Raw genomic sequence first — 19,965 nt, 5'->3', positions numbered from 1 at the left:
CCCAGCGGACGGGTCTCAAAACCGCGAACCTTTGTCGAGCATGATTCAAACCATCGCCCGGGCCGTTATTCTTGCGTTCCTGTCGGTCGCGCTTCTCGCGCCGATTGAAGGCGGCGGAGACGCTCATGCCGGGTATTCCAAATCGGGGGCGCGTAAATATTCCGCGAGATCTGCGCGCGCAAAATATAAAGCCGCCCGCCTATATCGAAACCGCTTGGCGCGGCGGGCCGCTGTTGCCGCAGCGGCGGCTAAAGCGGCCCAGGCATCCGCCGAGGCCGCCACCAGGCGGCCGCAGAAGCTCCTGACGAGAGCTGAGATCTTAGCATCCGATCCTGCGCGCCTCGAACGGCTCGGCAGCCGCCTCGTCGTGGGTTTTGCGAGCTTCTCCGAGGTCAAACCCCTCGTCGAGAAAAAAGCGATCTCCGGCATCTTCATCACCGATCACAACGTGCGTGGCCGCAAGGCCGCCGATGTGGCCAAAGACATTCAAGTTCTGCAGGACATCCGCAGAGCACAGGGTATGCCACGTCTCATCGTGGCGGCCGACCAGGAAGGCGGTTACGTTTCACGTTTATCGCCGCCACTCAAATGGCAGCCCACACTCGGAATGATCATCGCCAAACTCAAGACCGATAGCGAACGCGAAAAAGCCGTGCGCGAATATGCGGAGACGCAAGCTCGCGAACTCGACCGGCTCGGCATAACGATGAATTTCGGCCCCGTTGTCGATCTGCGGCTCGGGCAGGCTTCCCGTGACGATGGTGAAACACGCATCTTCTGGCGGGCCATCGACAGCGACCCCTATCTCGTCGCCAAGGTCGCGGGCTGGTACTGCGATACGCTGACGAAATTCAACATCATCTGTACGCTCAAGCACTTCCCCGGCCTAGGCCGGGTGGCGCGAGACACGCACGTCGCATCTGGCGAACTCGCCGCAAAGGAAAGTCAGCTTGAGCTGAGTGACTGGCTGCCGTTTCGCCGCGTCATGACCCAGCCAGGCATCGCGACCATGGTCGGCCACGTACGCGTCGATGCCGTCGACAAGGCGACGCCTGCGTCCTTCTCGGATGCCGTAGTCAACGCGGTGATGAGACCGCGCTTCGAAAACGATGGGCTGCTGATTACCGACGATTTCAGCATGGGCGCGGTGACGGGTTCGAAAGACGGCCTCGGCGGCGCCGCGGTCAAAGCCGTCAACGCTGGGATCGACTTGATCCTCCTCTGCGCGCTCGATGCGCACTTCGACATCCTCATGTCAGCACTGATCGAGGCCGACTCGAAGGGTGAGATGGCACACGCCCGCGAGGCGGAATCCCAAGAACGGCTGAAGCGATACGTCTTCGTCGACGACCGTGAAATTCCACCCTCGACACCGCTTCAGGCTGAACAGCTCGGCCCCTCGGTCTCGCCGTGATACCGAGCCTGCCGCGTCCGATCTGCTTATGAGCAGCGCGCTACGGCGGCGGCGACGAATTGCTTGCCGCACTGCCTATCGGCTTGGCCGCGCCTCGCGGATCGGCCGCTAGGAAATGGCTCACAATCCACCAACGGTCGCCGCGCAGCGCGTACTTCATCGAATAAATTCCACCAAGCAATGTACGCGTTCCCTTGCGCTCGCCGCTGAGCCGGTAGACGACCGGACCATTGACCGTCGCGGCACTGCAGTCCGACGTCAGCGACGAAGGCCTGATTGAAATCACCGGATGCTTGGCGAGCAGATCCCTATAGTACGAGCGGATCGCCTCGGTGCCTTGCTGAAGGTTCCCCTTGCTCGCGGTCAGCGTCGCATCTTTCGCGTAAAGCGCGGAGAGCCGCGCCGGATCGCCGCTCGCAAATTCCACCCTCCACCTATTGAGGAGCTGAACGATCTCGACGTCCGAGAGCTTCGCGCACGCCGCATCCGCCTGCACCGGTGCCGCATGGATGCACATGGCGACCGCCGCGAGGCTCACGATCGAAACGAAAGCCAGCGATCTGAGCGAGCGTCTGTAGGTTAAGGGTCCGTTCATGCCTTCGAGTCCTCCAAGTCGCCCGGATTTTTCACGATTCCCGCCCAAACGCGAACCTGGCTTCCGTCGCGTGCGGCCGGCTCCCCGCAGGGGAGTCGCACGCGACAAAACAGGCACCTACACGCGACAAACAACCCCCCCCCGAACACTCGCGCAGTCCCGATTGCCAAGCAGCGTTGTGTTTGCTACAAGGCCCGCAGATAAAGAAGCGCGGGCCCCGGCGGCAAAACCACCGGCGTCGGTGTTTTTGTGCATCCCGACAATCTGGATTCATTAGAGGATACAACCGCTTGCAGGTTCTCGTTCGCGACAACAACGTTGACCAGGCTCTCAAGGCGCTTAAGAAAAAGTTGCAGCGCGAGGGCGTCTTCCGCGAGATGAAACTTCGCGGTCATTTTGAGAAGCCTTCAGAAAAAAGAGCACGCGAGAAGGCCGAGGCGATCCGCCGGGCCCGTAAGCTCGCACGTAAGAAGCTTCAGCGTGAAGGTCTCCTTCCGAGCAAGCCGGTAGTGGCCCGTGGCGGCCCCGGTGGCAAGGGCCCGGGCGCTGGTCGTGGTGGCGCTGGCGGTGGTTCCGGTGGTGGCTTCGGCGGCAGCAGCGGTGGCGGCTTTGGTAGCGGCGGCAGCAGCGGCGGTGGCTTCGGTGGCGGTGGCAGCAGCGGCGGTGGCTTTGGTGGTGGCGGCGGCGGCGGTTTCCGCAGCGGCGGCGCCTGAACCCAACGTCTAGCTAATCGAATATTTAAGGCTCGCGATTTTCGCGGGCCTTTTCGTTTTTCCGGCGCGTCAGTTCTTTTGCGGTCGCGCCGCACGCAGCCTGCTGATCCAGTGGTCGATGATGCCGAACGACGGCCCGTCATGAATGACGTGTCCGCCTCCCGGTATCGTCCTGATCTCTTTGGGTTCGTTGGCAGCCTGGAATAGCCGCTTCCCCATCTCTACCGGCACGATGTCATCGGCTTCGCCATGCAGGATGAAAAGCGGCGCGTGAACATCGCGGATATAGCCGATCGAGTCGTAGCGATCCTTCAGCAGCCAACTGACCGGCAGCCACGGATAATACATCGAGGCGAGTTCAACGATCGACGTATAGGGGCTATCCAAAATCACGCCCGCCACTTTGTTCTCGCGCGCGACCTGAATAGCAACGCCGCTGCCGAGCGACTCTCCATACAGAATAATGTCGTCCGGACTGACGCCCTCTTTGACCAGCGTCTCATAGGCAAGCTTCGCATCGGCGACGTTGGCCGTCTCGGAGGGCTGACCCGTGGACCCGCTGTAACCCCGGTACGCCATCATGAACATCCCGCGTCCGCGCTCGAGATACCGGCGAATGGTTTCGCGCCTCAGTTCCAGCGCACCGCCGTTGCCGTGGAAATAGAGAATGGTCGGCTGCCCGGGTTTCGCCTTGCCATACCAGGCGACGATCTTTTCGCCGTCCGGCGTCGATAGTATCCGCTCCGATACATGCGGCAGGCTCGCAGCCGCCGGCGTTGTCCGCGCCGGATCGGGGAAATAGATGAACTGGCGCTGAGCGATGAACATGACTCCCACAGCTGCCGCGTAAATAGCCGCGGCAGTCGCAACGACGGCTTTAAGTATCAGAAGCATACCGAGCTTGTGCTAGCGACCGCGCCGGACAAGGTAGCCAATCCTGTTGCCCTCCCGTTCCCGAATTTTTTCGAGCGCCGCCAACACGTCAAGACCATGCAACGGCACGCCGGTATCGGCGACCGCATCCTGATTGAGTTTCAGCAGTTCGTGATAGATGGGCTCGGCCGTCTTGTGCAGCATCGCGACGACGGCCACGGTCTTCCTCGGCATATTGACCGGAACGCGCGGGAATACCGAGGAAAGAACATCCTTTGCGCTCTCCGAAAAATGCGAGGCGAACCGCCCGAGCACCGAGACGAGCTTGATCGCAGCCGTCTCTTCGAACCGGTAGTTGAAGCGCTCCATCCATTCGAACAGCTTGTCCATCGTGAAATCTTGGAGCCGAATGCCCGCGGTCTCTCGGTAATCCTGCCATTCCGCGACGAGGTCGAAACCCGATTCCATATCGATGTCGGCCGGCGCGAACGTCAGATCCGTCGCAACACCGACTCGGTCGAGAAAGTCTTTGTTTTTCCGCGCGATCTTGGTCGGATAGGTCGGCAGTTTGAACATCCCGAAGCTGCCCTGCTCATAGGCAAGCCTAACGAGCTTCGAGCAGAACAGGTTGCGTGTGTCGTCGGTCCGCATCGAAAAATCGTAGAGGATGCGTTTGCCGCCCTTCGCGCGCGACGCGGCAACATAATCGAAGATGCATTTGGCGGCCCGCGCGGCCAGGTCCGCATCGCGATTGCGATAGAGCACCGCGCGGACGATGTTGTGATCGAGCGCTTTCGCCAGTGGATTGATGACCGCGCCGTCTTCGATCAGGCTTTCGACCATCCAGTGATCGCCGGCCGGGTCGATATATACGATGCCGATGTGGCTGAACTGGCTGTCGACATCGCCGATCCGCGCGATGGCAGCACTGTTGTGAGCCGTACCGCGAACCAGAATGACGTCACCCGACCGGAAATGCTGCGCGGTGCCGCTCCGGTAGAACGGATAATTCACGAGCGTATTGTTGTCCGAGCCGGTGAACCCGCGCAGCAGATAGCCACCCTCGGCCACGCGCGGATGCCCGGTGGTGATCTCGCCGAGCATGTCGGAGACATAGCGGAGCACGCGAAACACGTCGCGAAAGCCCTGCGTCACGTCAGGCGTCATCAGCCCTAGCATTTCGTAGTGCTGGAGATGATTGCGCAGGCCGACCCGGAGATCGAACAGCCGGTACATCAGGCTCTGCGCGTTCTTCGCAATCTCCGCGACCTGGTAATCGTCAAAACGCGCTTTCGCCGCTCGCTCGTAGATATACTGGAGATTGCGCGCCAAGAGGTCCGCACTCGTGACCGGCGTCGCCGCAAGGATTTCGATGTGCTCGATATCTTTTTCGAAAGACGCCGACGCCACGGGAGCCAACACGGAAAAACCCTCAAACCTGCATTCAACTGATGCAGAAGCTATAGCAGACCAAATCCGGCGCTGCCGGGCAACCTATCGATCGGCAAGCGCATGTTGCCGATCTGCCCCTAAGCCCGCTGGGATCTCTACTCAGCCAGAGCCTTAACGATCTCTTCCGTCATTTTCTTGGCGTCGCCGAGCACCATGACGGTGTTGTCGCGGTAAAATACCGGGTTGTCGATGCCAGCATAGCCGGAAGCCAGCGAGCGCTTGTTGAAGAACACCGTCCCCGCCTTCCAGACCTGGAGCACGGGCATGCCGTAAATGGGCGATGACTTGTCGTCTTCGGCCGCCGGGTTGACGACGTCGTTCGCCCCGATGACGTACACGGCATCGGCCTGCGCGAACTCGCTGTTGATGTCCTCGAGTTCGAAAACCTCGTCGTAGGGTACGTTGGCTTCCGCCAGCAGCACGTTCATGTGCCCCGGCATACGGCCCGCGACCGGGTGAATGGCGTATTTCACTTCGACGCCGGCTTTCTTGAGGGAATCTCCCATCTCGCGAAGGGCGTGCTGAGCCTGCGCCACGGCCATGCCGTACCCCGGCACGATGATGACCTTTGCGGAGTTCTTCATGACGTAAGCCGCGTCTTCCGCCGACCCGAGCTTCACGGGCTTCTGTTCGCCTCCGCCCGCAGCGGCAGCGACCGTCTCACCGCCGAACCCGCCCGCGATGACGGACAGGAATTGCCGGTTCATGGCCTTGCACATGATGTAGGAAAGAATGGCGCCCGACGATCCGACGAGTGCGCCGGTGATGATCAGCGCGACATTGCCGAGCGTGAACCCGATGCCGGCGGCAGCCCAGCCCGAATACGAGTTGAGCATCGACACGACGACCGGCATGTCCGCGCCGCCAATCGGGATGATGATCAATACGCCGAGCAGGAGGGCCAGAAGAACGACCAGCCAGAACAGCCATGCCGAACCGGCGGACATGATGAAGCTGTAGATAACGAAAATCAGAAGCAGGGCGAGGCCGCCGTTGATGACATGCCGCATCGGCAACAGGATCGGCTTGCCGGACATCCGCCCTGAGAGTTTCGAAAACGCGATCACCGAGCCCGTGAATGTGATGGCGCCAATGGCAACGCCGAGCGACATCTCGAGAAGGCTGCCGGCTTTGACGCCGAAACTCGGATCTGCAGGATCGACGAGGATACCGAACGCCGACGGCGCATAAAGCGCGCTGGCCGCCACGAACACTGCAGCGAGGCCAACGAGCGAGTGAAAGGCCGCGACGAGCTCGGGCATCATCGTCATCGGGATTTCGCGCGCCGTCTTGGCGCCGATGAAACCGCCGATGCCGAGGCCGAGTACGATGAGGATCCAGGACGTCGCTGTCGGCTCCGCAAGGCCGAGCGTCGTCAGGATGGCGATCGTCATGCCGATCATGCCGTAGAGATTGCCCTGCCGCGAGGTCGCCGGGCTCGACAATCCTCTGAGCGCCAGAATGAAGAGAACGCCGGCGGCGAGGTAGAGCAGTGCGGCGACGTTTGCGGACATTGGATCGATTCCCCGGGGCCTAATGTCGAATGTCTTCGGCGTTTCTCGTTGCGCAGTTCAAGAGAGAGAGAGCGTCAGCCGTCCTTCTTCGCCGGCGCGTCCTTTTTCTTGTACATCGCAAGCATGCGGTTGGTGACGAGGAAGCCGCCGAAGATGTTGACCGACGCCATCGTCAGCGCGAGGAAGCCGAACACCTTGGCAATGCTGCTGTCGGACGAGGTCAACGAAACGCCGACCGCGAGAAGCGCGCCAACCACGATGACCGATGAAATCGCGTTGGTGACGCTCATCAGCGGCGTGTGCAGAGCGGGCGTAACCGACCAGACGACGTAGTAGCCGACGAATACCGCGATCACGAAGACCATGAATTCGTAGACAGAAGGGCTGATCAGCGCGCCTTCGGCCGCGAACGCCGACGATGCGGAAAAGAAGAACACTGCAAGCGCAGCAAAAAGCGGTGTCGTCACGCGCATGGCGAGGCTCCTCATACCGTCTTCGTCGCGAAATTCGGATGCACGAGCTGACCGTCCTTGGCGACCAAAGTCCCCTTGATCAACTCGTCGTCCCAATTGACCGCAAGCGTCTTTTCCTTCTTGTCGATCATCGTTTCGATGAAGGCCAAGAGGTTACGTGCGTACAAACTCGAGGCATTGACCGCGATCGTACCGGCGAGATTGAGCGGCCCGAAAATCTTGACGCCGTTCGGCGTCTCGATGGTCTTGCCCGCTTCGGTCAGCTCCGTGTTGCCGCCCCGTTCGGCCGCAAGATCGACGATGATGGACCCCGGCTTCATGCTTTCGATCATCGCACGCGTGATGAGCTTCGGCGCCGGACGCCCGGGAATGAGCGCCGTCGTAATCACGAGGTCCTGGTTCTTGATGTGGTTCGCGACAAGCTCGGCCTGCTTCGCCTGATATTCGGCGCTCATCGGCTTCGCATATCCGGCAGCCGTCTGCGCCTGCTTGAATTCATCGTCCTCGACCGCGATGAACTTCGCACCAAGCGACTGAACCTGCTCTTTCGTCGCCGGACGCACGTCCGTTGCGGTCACCTGCGCGCCGAGCCGCCGCGCCGTGGCGATGGCCTGCAGCCCGGCAACGCCGACGCCCATGATGAAGGCTTTCGCCGCGGGCACCGTGCCAGCCGGCGTCATCATCAACGGCAGCGCCTGCCCGAACATCGCGGCACCGTCGACGACGGCTTTGTAGCCCGCGAGATTGGCCTGGCTCGACAGCACGTCCATTGATTGGGCGCGCGTCGTCCGCGGCATCAGCTCCATGGAAAACACCGTACCGCCGCTGCCCGCGAGCGCTTCAAGACCCGCTCGTTCGCCGAACGGATCGATCATCCCGGCGACAATCGCGCCCGGCTTCAAGGCCCGGATATCTTCGGCGGATGGCCGGCGCACGGCGAGCAGAATATCGGCGCCGGAGAGCGCGTCAGCCCGGCTGACGATCTCGGCGCCCTGGGCCCGATAGGCGTCATCGGAGAAACGAGATCTGAGACCCGCACCCTGCTCTATGCGCACGCGCGCGCCGAGGGCTGAGAACTTTTTGACAGTGTCGGGCGAAACCGCAACGCGCGGCTCGTCGGCCGGTTCAGTGGTAACAGTTATCGTAACCATGTCTCGGTCCAATTGAGCGGAAGGGACTGCGCGGCCGATATGAAAAAGGGCAGTCCATGATCGGCCCGCCCTGTTTTGAGGGTGTCTGTTACGCTTGGAAAACCGCGCGTCAGACCAAGAAGAACTTCATTCCGGCCAACAGGACGACGACGAAAACGACGCCGTACTTCGATAGACGCAGAAACGTCTCGTAGGTGTCGACGTGCTGCTCATAGTCCATGGACGGACTGCCCTTTGACGTATCGATGCTCAAGGCTTTCTCCCCTAGGCGGTTGGTTCGTTTCCTGGTTGGTATCTTAAGTCGCCGCGAGCTTCAAGGTGTCGCAGCTCAATCGCCGCAGACAAGGGCTGGACGGCCGCTGCCGCTCAAACTGCAGAATCACCAAGCACGAAGTGAGAAATCGACGTGAACCGGCATGGAGCGCTAGACCGCGACCTGCGTGCCGACCTCGACGACCCGATCGGTCGGAATTTGGAAATAGGTCGTCGCATCCTCAGCGCTTCCTGCAAGCGCGATGAACAGGCGCTCCTGCCAACGCGGCATTTCGGATTTCGCCGTCGTCCGCAACGACCGTCTCGACAGGAAGAATGAGGTCGAGCCGATATCGATGTTGCAGTCTTTGCGGCGCGCGTGCTCGAGGATCTTCGGAACGCTCGGCGTCTCCATGAAGCCGTAACGCGCAATGATGCGAATGAAATGATCGGAAATCCGCTCGATCGTCAGCCTCTCCTGCCGCGCGATGCGGGGCGTCTCCTCGGTCCGGATCGAGAGCAGAATGTTGCGCTCATGCATGACCCGGTTGTGCTTCAGGTTGTGCATCATAGACGTCGGCGCGGCATAGGGATCGCCAGTCAGGAAGACGGCAGTTCCCGATACGCGATGCGGTGGCTTCGCTTCGAGTTTGCGCACGAGCCAATCGAGATCCGCCTCGTTGCGCTTCGTGACCTTGGCGAGAACGCGCGTTCCGCGAACCCAGGTGAACATGATGATCGCCAGCATGCACGCAATCGCGAGAGGCACCCAGCCGCCTTCGAAGAGCTTCAGGATGTTGGCTGAGAAGAACGCCTGTTCAATGAGCAGAAGCGGAATGACGATGAGCGCCACGCGCCAGAGCGGCCATTTCCAGCACTTCCAAATGACGAAGAACGCCATCAGCGTATCGATGACCATGGCAGCCGTAACCGAAACGCCGTACGCCGCCGCCAGATTGGACGACGTGCGGAACGCGAAAATCGCGACCAGAACGGCGATGAAGAGGATCCAGTTGACCCTCGGCATGTAGATCTGGCCTGCCATGCTCTCGGACGTATGCCGGATCTCGAACCGCGGCACGAGACCGAGCTGGATTGCCTGCCGCGTGAGCGAAAATGCGCCCGTTATCACAGCTTGGCTGGCGATCACCGTTGCGAACGTCGAGAGAATGAGCATCGGGATCAGCATGAAATCGGGGTAGAGGCGGTAGAATGGATTCTCGACCGCGGCCGCGTCGTTCATGACGAGCGCGCCCTGCCCGAAGTAATTGAGAACGAGCGCGGGCATGACGAAGTAGAGCCACGACGCCGTAATGGGACGGCGGCCGAAGTGCCCGAGATCGGCGTAGAGCGCTTCGGCGCCGGTACACGCCAAAAACACGAGGCCCATCACCGTCAGCCCCAAGAACCCGTGATGGTAGACGAACGTCATCCCGTAAATAGGGTTGAGCGCGTAGAGCACGTGCAGATTGTCGGCGATATGCGCGAGACCGCCGAGGCCGAGCACGACGAACCAGACCACCATGACCGGACCAAAAAACCGCGCGACCCGATCGGTGCCGCGCGATTGCATCCAGAAAAGTATGGCGAGAACCACAACGGCGACCGGAATGACCGCGCGCTCGAACTGCGGCGCAATCAGCTTGAGGCCCTCGACTGCCGAAAGCACCGAGATCGCCGGCGTGATGACGGCATCGCCGTAGAAGAACGATGCACCGGCAATGCCGAGCGCGCCCAACAACGGGGCGCTGCGCCGGGCGACCGTCTGGCCGAGGGCCATCAGCGCGAACATGCCGCCTTCGCCCTTGTTGTCGGCGCGGAGCAGCAGCAGCACATATTTTATGGTGACGACGAGCGTCATGGCCCAGAAAATGAGGGACAGCACGCCAAGCGCAGCTTCGGCGGTCGTCAAACCGCGATGTGCGGCGGCGGTTATGGCCTCCTTGAAAGCATAAAGCGGGCTGGTTCCGATGTCGCCAAAAACGACGCCGACCGAGCCGACTGCCAATGCCCAGAAGTTCTTACTATGATGCCCTTCGCCGGCGCCGAATTCGGCAGCGGACTGAACTGAAGCGGGCGCTTGTGCCATTCAGGCACCTCGACCTTATTTTAAGGCTGCATCGCAGCAAAGTGGCGGGCTTCTACTCCCGCCTCAGGTCGTTGGGAAGCGGCAAATTCGCCTCCCGCCCCCCGTAAACGCCCCTTCTCCGCTTGACAATGCGCTGCGAAAGGATTCGTTGCACTGCCTCGCCGAGGATTTCCGGGCCCGTTCCTAACCTGCGACCTCAGTCAATTTTTTCCAGTTCATCGATCATGCCTTCGATGACCGTGAGCCCCTTGTTCCAGAACTCCGGATCGCGGGCATCGAGCCCGAATGGAGCAAGAAGTTCGGAATGGTGCTTCGAGCCACCGGCCTTCAAGAGGCTGAAATATTTCTGAACGAATTCGGGGTGTGCTTCGGCGTAAAGACCGTACAGCGAGTTCACGAGGCAATCACCGAAAGCGTAGGCATAGACATAGAACGGCGAGTGGATGAAATGCGGAATGTAAGCCCAGAAGACTTCATAGCCGGGCTTCAAGTCGATGGCCGGTCCTAAGCTTTCCGCCTGCACCTCGAGCCACAAGCTGTTGATCTGATCGGACGTCAATTCGCCCTCGCGGCGCGCCTCGTGAACTTTGCGTTCGAACGTGTAGAACGCGATCTGGCGCACGACGGTGTTGAGCATGTCCTCGACCTTGCCGGCGAGCATGGCTTTTTTCTCGCGCGGATCCTTGGTCTCGGAAATGATCGAATTGAACGTCAGCATTTCGCCGAACACCGATGCCGTTTCGGCAAGCGTCAACGGTGTCGGCGCAAGCAGCGGACCCTGATCGCGCGCCAGCCACTGGTGCACGCCATGACCAAGCTCGTGCGCGAGCGTCATGACATCCCGGGGCTTGCCCAGATAATTCATCATCACATAAGGGTGCACCGACGGGACTGTCGACGCCGAGAACGCGCCTGGCGCCTTGCCCGGCCGCACCGGAGCATCGATCCAGTTCTTGTCGAAAAACTGCTTGGCGATCGACGCCATCTCGGGCGCGAAACCATTGTAGGCGCGCAGTACGATCTGCTCGGCTTCCGGCCATGAAATCGTCCGCTCCGGCTTGTCCGGCAGCGGCGCGTTCCGGTCCCATGACGCAAGCTTCTTCTTGCCGAGCCACTTCGCCTTCATCGCGTAATAGCGATGTGAAAGCAGCGGATAGGCAGCCCGGACGCTCGACACGAGCGCATCGACCACCGGACCCTCGACGCGATTGGCGAGATTGCGGCTATCCGCAACGTCCTTGAAATTGTGCCAGCGGTCGGAAATTTCCTTGTCCTTCGCGAGCGTATTCGTGATCCGCGTGAACAGGGGCAGATTGGCCTTGAAAACGTTGGACAACGCTTCTGACGCCGCCTTGCGCTTCTTCTCATCCGCGTCCGACAGGAAGTTCAGCGTCGGCTCCAGCGACAACGGCTCCTTGTAGCCTTTGACCTGGAAGCGGAGCGACGACATCGTCTCGTCGAACAGCCGGTTCCACGCCGCGCGGCTCGTCTGCGATTTTTCCGTGAAAAGCGTCTCGATCTTCTCGTCGAGCTGATGCGGCTTCTCTTTCCTGAGATCGTCGAACCACGGCTTATACCGGCTGAGGCTTGCGTGCTTCAGCGCCTCATCGATCACGGCGTCGTCGATCTGGTTGAGTTCCAGCTCGAAGAAAATGAGATCGGTATAGAGCTTCGTCAGCGCTTCCGAGATATCGGCGTTGAACTTGGCGCGCGCAGGGTCCGTCTGGTTCAGGACGTAGTAGAGCCCCGAATAGGAACCGAGCTTGCCCGCGAGATCGGCAAGCTTCTCGTAGTCCTTGATGGGCCCGATCAGTTTGTCGCCGTCTTTCGCGAGGTCCGCGAGACGACCCTGATATGTCGCCTTGATGCGCGTCGCCTCAGCGGCGGCATCTTTGAGATCCCGCCGGATTTCAGGTGCATCCGGACCCGAGTAAAGATCGCTCAGATCCCATCCGGGCATCGCTCCAAGCGGCTGCTGATCTGCGGGCGATTGCGAAGGAGCGTCGGGGGCGAAGTTGATGTCCGAAAAAGACTGGCGGCGCATGGGTGTCCTTTACAAACGGAAATTTCGTGGGTGGCTTACCACAGGCTCGCCGAAGATGAAATTCGAGCGGCCCATGCCCCCTTCCGCACAACTGGCCCGCGTCGAGTGGGTTCTGCAACGTCCAAAACAGTCATCGCGAGCAAAAACTTCCGCGCCACATCAGCCGCTTACCGATGAGCGAAGAATATTGTGCCAATCCGAAACCTTACATTTACCCTTGTCGGGCAATCTCCACTCGTTGCGTAAGTTCTAGGTCACCGCGTGTTTGAAGCTGGGTCAATTCCAGCATCGCCCGCCGCAGCTGACCGGTGTATCCGTAAGAGTAAAGTTGCGTGCAAATGTCCAAGCGTATTCTCATCGTCGATGACGATCCTGCCCAGCGTCGCATTCTCGAAGAAACGATCAAGCGGTTCGGTTTCGAGACCAGAACTTGCGGTTCCGGCGAACAGGCTATCCAAATTCTCGAAGGCGCCGAGCATTCTCAGATTGGCTTGGTGTTGCTCGACCTTGTCATGCCCGGCATGGACGGAATGGCTGTCCTCGATCGCATCGGCCGTGTAGCCGGCATGCCGCCGATCATCGTGCAAACGGCGCACGGCTCGATTGAAACGGCCATCAACGCCATGCGCCGCGGCGCCGTCGATTTCGTCGTCAAACCGGCTTCACCGGAGCGGCTCGACGTATCGATCAAGAGTGCCCTCAAGATCGAAGCACTTGCTGACGAAATTAATCGCATCAAGAAGACCGTAGACGGCACGTTGACCTTCGGCGATCTCGTACTTCGCGGCGAAGCCATGAAGCGCGTCATAATGCTCGGCAAGCGCGCCGCCGCTTCGAACATTCCCGTCCTGATCGAAGGCGAGAGCGGCGTCGGCAAAGAGCTGATCGCACGCGCCATCCAGGGCGAAAGCGATCGCGCCGGAAAGCCGTTCATCACCGTGAACTGCGGCGCCATCCCCGAAAACCTCATCGAAAGCATCCTTTTCGGCCACGAAAAGGGGGCCTTCACCGGCGCCGTCGACAAGCGCATGGGGAAGTTCCAGGAAGCTGACGGCGGTACGCTCTTCCTCGATGAGGTCGGCGAGCTTCCTCTCGACGCGCAGGTGAAACTGCTGCGCGCCCTGCAGGAAGGCGAAATCGATCCGGTCGGCGCCAAGCGTCCTGTGAAAGTGAACTTCCGCCTCATTTCCGCGACCAACCGCGACATGATCCAGCAGGTAAAGGACGGCAAGTTCCGCGAGGACCTTTATTACCGCCTCAACGTCTTCCCGATTTTCATACCGCCGCTACGTGAGCGCGTGGAAGACATCCCCGAACTTGCCCGGCACTTCATCGCCCGCTTCGCAGCCGAAGAAGGCAAGCGCGTCGCGACGATCTCCGACCGTGCGATGAAACTTCTTCAGTCGTATTCGTGGCCCGGTAACGTCCGACAGCTCGAGAACGCAGTTTTCCGCGCCGTCGTTCTGGCCGATGGACCGGAGCTTTCTGTCGCCGAATTCCCGCAGATCGCAGCCCACGTCGAAGGCTTCGAGACGGAAATCCCGGCAGCGCCCTCAGCCGTTCAGAAACCGCCCGCCTACACCGGACCGGCTCTCCTCGGCGCCGAGAACACTGTGCCGCATACGGTCGAAATGAGGTCGCAGATTTCCGGAAGCTCGTTGGGCATCCAGGCAGTCGCTGAGGACGGCGAAATTCGCTCCCTCGAAGCGATCGAAGCCGACATGATCCGATTGGCCCTCGGCCGTTATCGCGGACACATGACGGAAGTGGCGAAACGCCTCAACATCGGCCGCTCGACGCTCTACCGAAAGATGCAGGAATACGGATTAGAGCCCCGCACCAACTAGCCCCGAAATAACCCGACGTGAATTCGGCAGAGTTCGGATCGCGCGCCGAGTACGCCTGAGTCTTGCCTGACGAGCTTCCCTCGTCGTCACATTCTCGCCGGGCAGTCTAACTATCGAATTATGTGAGAGCGGAGGCCCCTTCGCCCTCACCCGCAAAAGCCCTGGCTGCATCCGGGGCTTTTGCATTTTTTGGATACCGCGACATGAAGCTGCGCCCCGGCACGGCACAGACTTCAATAAAATCGCAACTTTCTTCGCTCTATTTTGTTAGCTAAGCGCATACGTCGGACGGGCGGCGTTTTTATTGCCGGCATACGCTTCGAGAGCACGAAACAGCAACAGTTTCGCCACAGCGCTGTGCAATACAGCCATGTCGCGCGATCGGGCTAGTAAGGCGGAGTGCTGGCGCGTATCTAAGGCCGGTAACCAAGAGGTGAAAATTTCTATGCGTGTCGCGACACTTCTGGCGGTCGGCGTAATGCTGACCACCGGCTCGGTATCTGCAGCCTTCGCTGTTGAATCCGATACTGCACAAACCGATGGAGCGGATCGCGCATCGAGTGTAGGCCCCGCGCCCGATGGTAATTCTGGTGGCGGCACGTCTGAGGCTCCGCAGACCGCGATGCGCCCAGAGCCCGCACCGACTGCGACACCCGAGGTTGCACCTTCCCCAACGGCGCCCGCCGAGGCAGCTGATGCGCCCGCTGCGGCAACGGCACCTGCTTCCGCGGAGCCCGCCCGAGAGCCCGCCCAGGAACCCGCCAAGACTGAAACCGCCGCGCCCGCGCAAAGCCCAGCTCCTGCAGCGCCCGTTGACGCAGCTGCACCCGCCCAGAGCACGCCGGAGAGCACGTCGGCTGCGCACACGATCGTCCCCTCGAACGATCTCCTCTACCTTCCCGTTTCCCGTTACCTGCAGGACAACGCCAAAAAAGCGTTGGCAGGCACCGACCAGGCGGATCGCCAGGTCCTGATCCAATTCTACGACTCCCGCATGGGCTCGACGCTTTGGGTGAGCAAGACGGGTTACAACGACGCCGCAAAAAACCTCATCGCGACCCTCAAAGACGCTGACAGCTGGGGCCTCCGCGCGGCCGACTTCAAAATCGCTGATCTGAAACCGGGCCCTAATGGCGAGTTCAACCTCGACGACCTGACTGTCGCCGAGACGCGTCTGTCGCTCGCGGCGATGGAATATGCGCGCGATGCGCGTGGCGACCGGATCGCTGACCCGTCTTCCCAGCTCGGCACGTATCTCGACCGGAAGCCTGTGCTTCTCGACCGCAGAACCGTCATCGATAGTTTGGCGAGCGTCCCGGACAAGGGCACGTATCTGACCGAGCTTCACCCGAAGCATCCGCAATTCATTCGTCTGCGCGAAAAGCTGTTGGCACTCCGCGCCAACGCAAAGGCCGAAGAAGCATTGAAGATCCCGGATGGTCCGATTCTGAAGCCCGGCACCAGCCATGCCCAGATCGCGATCCTCCATAAGCGCCTCAAGGTCGCCGCCGCGACCGTCACGGACGACGGCAAACCGGCAGACGACACCTTCTACGATAAGGCGCTCGCCACGGCTGTCGTGGCTTACAAGGAAAGCAAGGGAATTCAGCCGGCCAATCCCTCGATCACCTCAACGCTGCGCCGCTCCCTGAACGCCGGCAACGACGTCAGCGATGCGAAGCTTGTCGCCAACATGGAAGAGTGGCGCTGGATGCCGGACGACCTCGGCAAATACTACATCATGGTCAACATTCCCGAGTTCAAAGTCCGCGTGATCTCGGACGGCGAGGTCATTCACGAGGAGCGCATCGTTACGGGCCGCCCCGATACGCAATCGCCGATCTTCTCCGAAATGATGCGGACCGTCGTGATCCAGCCGCGCTGGAACGTGCCGGATTCCATCAAGATCAAAGAGCTGTTGCCGAGCCTCAGAGCCGGCGGCGATCCGCTTCGCCGTCAGGGCCTCGTCATGGAGCGCAACGGCCGCAAGATGGATCCCTACAGTGTCGATTGGAATCGCAACGACATTCGCAACTTCAATGTCTATCAGCCGCCCGGCGGCAGTAATGCCCTCGGCGTCGTCAAGTTCCTGTTCCCGAACAAGCACGCTGTCTATTTGCACGACACGCCGAGCAAGAGCCTCTTCAATGAAAGCACGCGTGCCTTCAGCCACGGCTGCATGCGCGTCCGCAATCCTGTGAAGCTTGCCGAAGTCCTCCTCGATAAGGACAAGGGCTGGGATGCGTCGATGGTCCAAAACCTCATTGTGAAGGGACCTGAAGAAAACGAAATCAGCCTCGACCAGCCGGTACCCGTCCACGTCACGTACTTCACCGCTTGGGTCGACGACGGCGGCGAAGTCCAGACCTTCGGCGACGTCTACGGTCACGAGAAGCGGATCAATCTGGCGCTTGCCGGCCGCTGGAACCAGATCGTGAAGGCCGACGAGAAGAAAGTCTCGCCGGAAGATATTCCGCAGGGTGACGGTTGGGGCGGTGACGGCTTCGGCGGTCTGTTCGGCAGCTACGACGATCGCGACAATCGTGGCCGCAAGAAATATGACCCGGGCCTCGGCAACTTCTTCAAGCAGGTTTTGGGCGGGTTTTAACCTCCGCAAACTGATCTTCGCAGCCGGCCGATCCCAGATCGGCCGGCTTTCCTTTGTCCGGGCCTGAGCATTCCGGCCTTTTTATCGCCCCTTCCAACCCTTTAAATGTTCGAACAGGTTACCGCCTCTTAACGGTTCGGGATTAATCGTTAATGGCCGAGCATTTTTGGCCCCAGTCGGGCTCGGGGATTTAGTAGGGACGGGGGAATTCGTGGCCTTTCGCCGATCAGGCCTGGTTTTGGGCTCGTTGACGCTTGTTGTGTCCGTGTTTCTGCACGCCGATAAGATGACGGCGGCAGGTGAACCCGAAGAACGCACGATCTCGTTCTTTCACATCCACACTCAGGAACGCCTGACCGTCACCTACAAGCGCAACGGCCAATACATTCCTGAAGCGCTGAAGCAGATCAATTGGATCATGCGCGATTGGCGCCAGAACGAGGTCAAGGAAATCGCTCCCGCGACGCTCGATATCGCGTGGGAAATGCACGAAGAACTCGGCTCCAAGGAGCCCATAAGTATTATTTGCGGCTACCGCTCCTCAGGCACCAATGAAATGCTGCGCCATACCCGCGGCGGCCAAGCCAAACAGAGCCAGCACATCACGGGCAAGGCGATCGACATCACGTTCCCCGACATTCCGCTGAAAAAGATGCGCTACTCCGCATTGATCCGCGAACGCGGCGGCGTCGGCTACTACCCGACGTCAGGCATTCCGTTCGTTCACATCGATACCGCAAACGTCCGCATGTGGCCGCGCATGCCGCGCCAGGAACTCGCTCTGCTCTTCCCGAACGGCCGCTCGAAATATGTCCCTGACGACGGCCGGCCGATCACACCGAGCGACGTCAAGGCCGCCCAAAGCAAGTACAGCGAACTCGCAACTCAGGTCGCCGAATTCTTCCACGATCGCCGGACGCCCGGCACGTCCAGAACGATGGTCGCGTCGGTCGGGATCAGCCCGCCGAAAAAGAGCCTGAACGTCGTTGCGTCTCTCGGAAATCCCTCACGGCCCGCGGCCCAAATGGCAGACGGCGCGCAGCGCCGAAACGTCAAGCTGACGACCGAACCCGATCCGGCCCTGACGGCGCCGCGCCCGTTTGCACCTGCACAAGTTGCTTCGCTTGAACCCGATGCTCAACCGATGCCTCAATTGAAGTCCGCGCCGAAGCTCGTCGACCGCTCGTCACGCTTCACGCTTCCGTCGCAAGCGGATCGCGGCAAGCTCGACGCCTTGGTAACGGCCGCCGCCACCATGCCGGTGCCTGAACTCGTCCAAGAACCACGTCCGGCCGTCCGGCCGCAAAAGGCCTTGGCGGCCGTCGCGCTGGCTGAAACCCGTCAACCCGCAGCGCCTTCACCGGCGGCGCGTGTCGCGAGCCTCGATCCCGCCGCAGGGACCGCGACCGACATGCACCCCGCAAGCCTCGGCAACGGCTGGGCGCAGGCCCCGCAATTCGACGACGACCACCCTGACGAACTCGATTATCGGCCCTTCCCGCTCGCGCCGCTGCTGAGCGACACACCCGCTTCCCGCGACCAGCTGCTTGCCGAAATGCAGGCACCCGACGTCGCGGCGACCCTCGACGTTCTGGATGACGTTGGCGGTGTCGTGCCGATGAAGTTCAGACCCGGCCGGCAGCTGGCGGAATCGTCGAAGTCCGACCAATTCCAAGGCAAAGCCGTGCACACCGAAGCCCTGCTGGAGATCGAACAAAGCAGAATGCCAGCCGGTATTGAGAATAGGGCGGTCCAAACCAGCGCGCGCTGACCCGATCAGACCTGGACTGCAGAAGCGCCACGCTTCAACGAGAGCTGACCCGCTTCAGCCACGAGTTTTCCCAGCGCCAGAAAATCTTCGCGCCGCGGACTGGAACGCCGCCAGGCGAGCCCAATGGAGCGCGACGGCTCGGGGTCGACGAAGCGGATGATCTTGATCTCCCGGCTCCGGCCTTCCACACCGAGGCAGATTTCGGGAAGCAACGTGATCCCAAATCCTGCCGATACCATCTCGACGATGGTCGACAGGCTGGACGCACCGAACGTATTGACGTCGTCGACCTGTTGCAGACTGCAGTACGTGAGCGCCTGATCGCGCAGGCAATGCCCCTCTTCCAGCAGAAGCAGACGATCGTGCTCGACCATTTCCTTCGTCGCGCGAACGCGCCCCGAGAGCTTCCTCGTCTTCGGCAGAGCCAGCAAAAACCTGTCTTCGAAAATCGACAGCGTTTCGATGTCGGGATTCTTTATCGGAAGAGCGAGAAGTAGAACGTCGAGCTTACCCTCGACGAGTTCGTCCGTCAGAGGCTGCGTTTGCGTCTCGCGCACATGGAGCTCGAGGTCCGGATACTTGGCCTTGAGAAGTGGCAGTAGCGGCGGCAGCAGATAGGGCGCGACCGAAGGAATGACGCCGAGCCGCAGCGTGCCGGAGAGAATGCCGCCGGCGTGATGGGCATAATCGATGAGATTGCGCACATCGTTGAGCAGCCGCTGCGCACGAATGGCGATTTCCTCGCCCTTCGGGGTCAGCTTGATGCCGCTGCGTGTGCGCTCGACGAGCGCGATCCCGAGCGACGCCTCGAGATCCTGGATTTGCATGGAGAGCGCCGGCTGGGTCACCGCGCAGGCATCGGCCGCGCGGCCGAAATGCTGCTCGCGCGCGAGAGCATCGAAATACCGAAGCTGCTTCAGAGTAACATGGGCCATCAGCTAGACTAATGTGTAGGACAAGAAATCACGATTTGTCCTTATCACAGTCGCGCGGTACCGTGAACTATCGGACGCGTGGAAACGATATCACGTTTCCGCGCGCAGATAGACGACTGCCGCGAGGCTGTCATCGCCAGCACCGTCCCGGCCCCCAGCGCCGAATGGGGATGGGGCGGTGCTGTTTTCAGGTTGTAGCGGGAACCACCGGTTGGATTCCACGCAGAGCGGCCC

14 protein-coding genes and 1 pseudogene are annotated in these 19,965 nt (G+C 60.8%); 5 read left to right on the top strand and 10 right to left on the bottom strand.

All coding sequences use genetic code 11. The annotated features are described in order from the left end of the window. Positions 1-40: 40 nt before the first annotated feature. Positions 41-1,414, top strand: a complete 1,374-nt coding sequence (locus AC1DK3_RS11625; RefSeq protein ID WP_477192351.1) for a glycoside hydrolase family 3 N-terminal domain-containing protein — start codon at positions 41-43, stop codon at positions 1,412-1,414. Positions 1,415-1,454: 40 nt separating this feature from the next. Here AC1DK3_RS11625 and AC1DK3_RS11620 read toward each other — a convergent pair whose 3' ends face one another. Continuing rightward, positions 1,455-2,009, bottom strand: a complete 555-nt coding sequence (locus AC1DK3_RS11620) for a DUF4440 domain-containing protein (protein WP_477192350.1) — start codon at positions 2,007-2,009, stop codon at positions 1,455-1,457. Between the two features lie 290 nt (positions 2,010-2,299). Here AC1DK3_RS11620 and rpsU point away from each other — a divergent pair. Next, positions 2,300-2,590, top strand: a pseudogene (gene rpsU, locus AC1DK3_RS11615) (30S ribosomal protein S21); the annotation flags it as partial. A gap of 201 nt (positions 2,591-2,791) precedes the next feature. On the opposite strand, the gene AC1DK3_RS11610 reads toward rpsU, so the two are convergent. The 8 genes from AC1DK3_RS11610 to AC1DK3_RS11575 form a co-directional block, all read right to left on the bottom strand. Further along, positions 2,792-3,616 carry an alpha/beta hydrolase gene (locus AC1DK3_RS11610; RefSeq protein ID WP_477192349.1) on the bottom strand — a complete coding sequence of 275 codons (825 nt, stop codon included), beginning with the start codon at positions 3,614-3,616 and terminating at the stop codon, positions 2,792-2,794. Between the two features lie 12 nt (positions 3,617-3,628). Continuing rightward, on the bottom strand, positions 3,629-5,017 hold the full coding sequence (locus AC1DK3_RS11605; protein WP_477192348.1) for a YiiX/YebB-like N1pC/P60 family cysteine hydrolase: 1,389 nt from the start codon (positions 5,015-5,017) through the stop codon (positions 3,629-3,631). Between the two features lie 125 nt (positions 5,018-5,142). Beyond that, positions 5,143-6,561 (bottom strand): NAD(P)(+) transhydrogenase (Re/Si-specific) subunit beta, encoded by a 1,419-nt coding sequence (locus AC1DK3_RS11600; protein WP_477192347.1) that lies wholly within the window; start codon positions 6,559-6,561, stop codon positions 5,143-5,145. Positions 6,562-6,635: 74 nt separating this feature from the next. Further along, the gene (locus AC1DK3_RS11595; RefSeq protein ID WP_339082234.1) at positions 6,636-7,034 is read right to left on the bottom strand and encodes a proton-translocating transhydrogenase family protein; all 399 of its coding nucleotides are present in this window, start codon (positions 7,032-7,034) and stop codon (positions 6,636-6,638) included. A gap of 11 nt (positions 7,035-7,045) precedes the next feature. Next, complete coding sequence (locus AC1DK3_RS11590) at positions 7,046-8,185, bottom strand: Re/Si-specific NAD(P)(+) transhydrogenase subunit alpha (RefSeq protein WP_477192346.1); 1,140 nt, start codon at positions 8,183-8,185, stop codon at positions 7,046-7,048. Between the two features lie 109 nt (positions 8,186-8,294). Next, on the bottom strand, positions 8,295-8,438 hold the full coding sequence (locus AC1DK3_RS11585) for an aa3-type cytochrome c oxidase subunit IV (protein WP_477192345.1): 144 nt from the start codon (positions 8,436-8,438) through the stop codon (positions 8,295-8,297). Positions 8,439-8,609: 171 nt separating this feature from the next. Then, a complete protein-coding gene (locus tag AC1DK3_RS11580; protein WP_477192344.1) occupies positions 8,610-10,526 on the bottom strand; it encodes a potassium transporter Kup in 1,917 nt (638 codons plus the stop codon). Positions 10,527-10,722: 196 nt separating this feature from the next. Continuing rightward, positions 10,723-12,570 (bottom strand): M3 family oligoendopeptidase, encoded by a 1,848-nt coding sequence (locus AC1DK3_RS11575; protein WP_477192343.1) that lies wholly within the window; start codon positions 12,568-12,570, stop codon positions 10,723-10,725. Positions 12,571-12,908: 338 nt separating this feature from the next. Here AC1DK3_RS11575 and AC1DK3_RS11570 point away from each other — a divergent pair, with 338 nt between their 5' ends. From AC1DK3_RS11570 to AC1DK3_RS11560, 3 genes are all read left to right on the top strand, one after another. Next, the gene (locus AC1DK3_RS11570) at positions 12,909-14,417 is read left to right on the top strand and encodes a sigma-54-dependent transcriptional regulator (RefSeq protein ID WP_477192342.1); all 1,509 of its coding nucleotides are present in this window, start codon (positions 12,909-12,911) and stop codon (positions 14,415-14,417) included. Positions 14,418-14,862: 445 nt separating this feature from the next. Continuing rightward, positions 14,863-17,025 (top strand): L,D-transpeptidase family protein, encoded by a 2,163-nt coding sequence (locus AC1DK3_RS11565; RefSeq protein ID WP_477192341.1) that lies wholly within the window; start codon positions 14,863-14,865, stop codon positions 17,023-17,025. Positions 17,026-17,236: 211 nt separating this feature from the next. Then, positions 17,237-18,796 (top strand): peptidoglycan L,D-endopeptidase MepK, encoded by a 1,560-nt coding sequence (locus tag AC1DK3_RS11560; RefSeq protein ID WP_477192340.1) that lies wholly within the window; start codon positions 17,237-17,239, stop codon positions 18,794-18,796. Positions 18,797-18,801: 5 nt separating this feature from the next. On the opposite strand, the gene AC1DK3_RS11555 is transcribed toward AC1DK3_RS11560, so the two are convergent. Further along, a complete protein-coding gene (locus tag AC1DK3_RS11555) occupies positions 18,802-19,731 on the bottom strand; it encodes a LysR substrate-binding domain-containing protein (RefSeq protein WP_477192339.1) in 930 nt (309 codons plus the stop codon). Positions 19,732-19,965: the final 234 nt, after the last annotated feature.

Source organism: Hyphomicrobium sp. 01T421 (assembly GCF_056398805.1).
The sequence above is the reverse complement of the archived record's forward strand: the minus strand, read 5'-3'. Positions and strand labels throughout refer to the sequence as shown.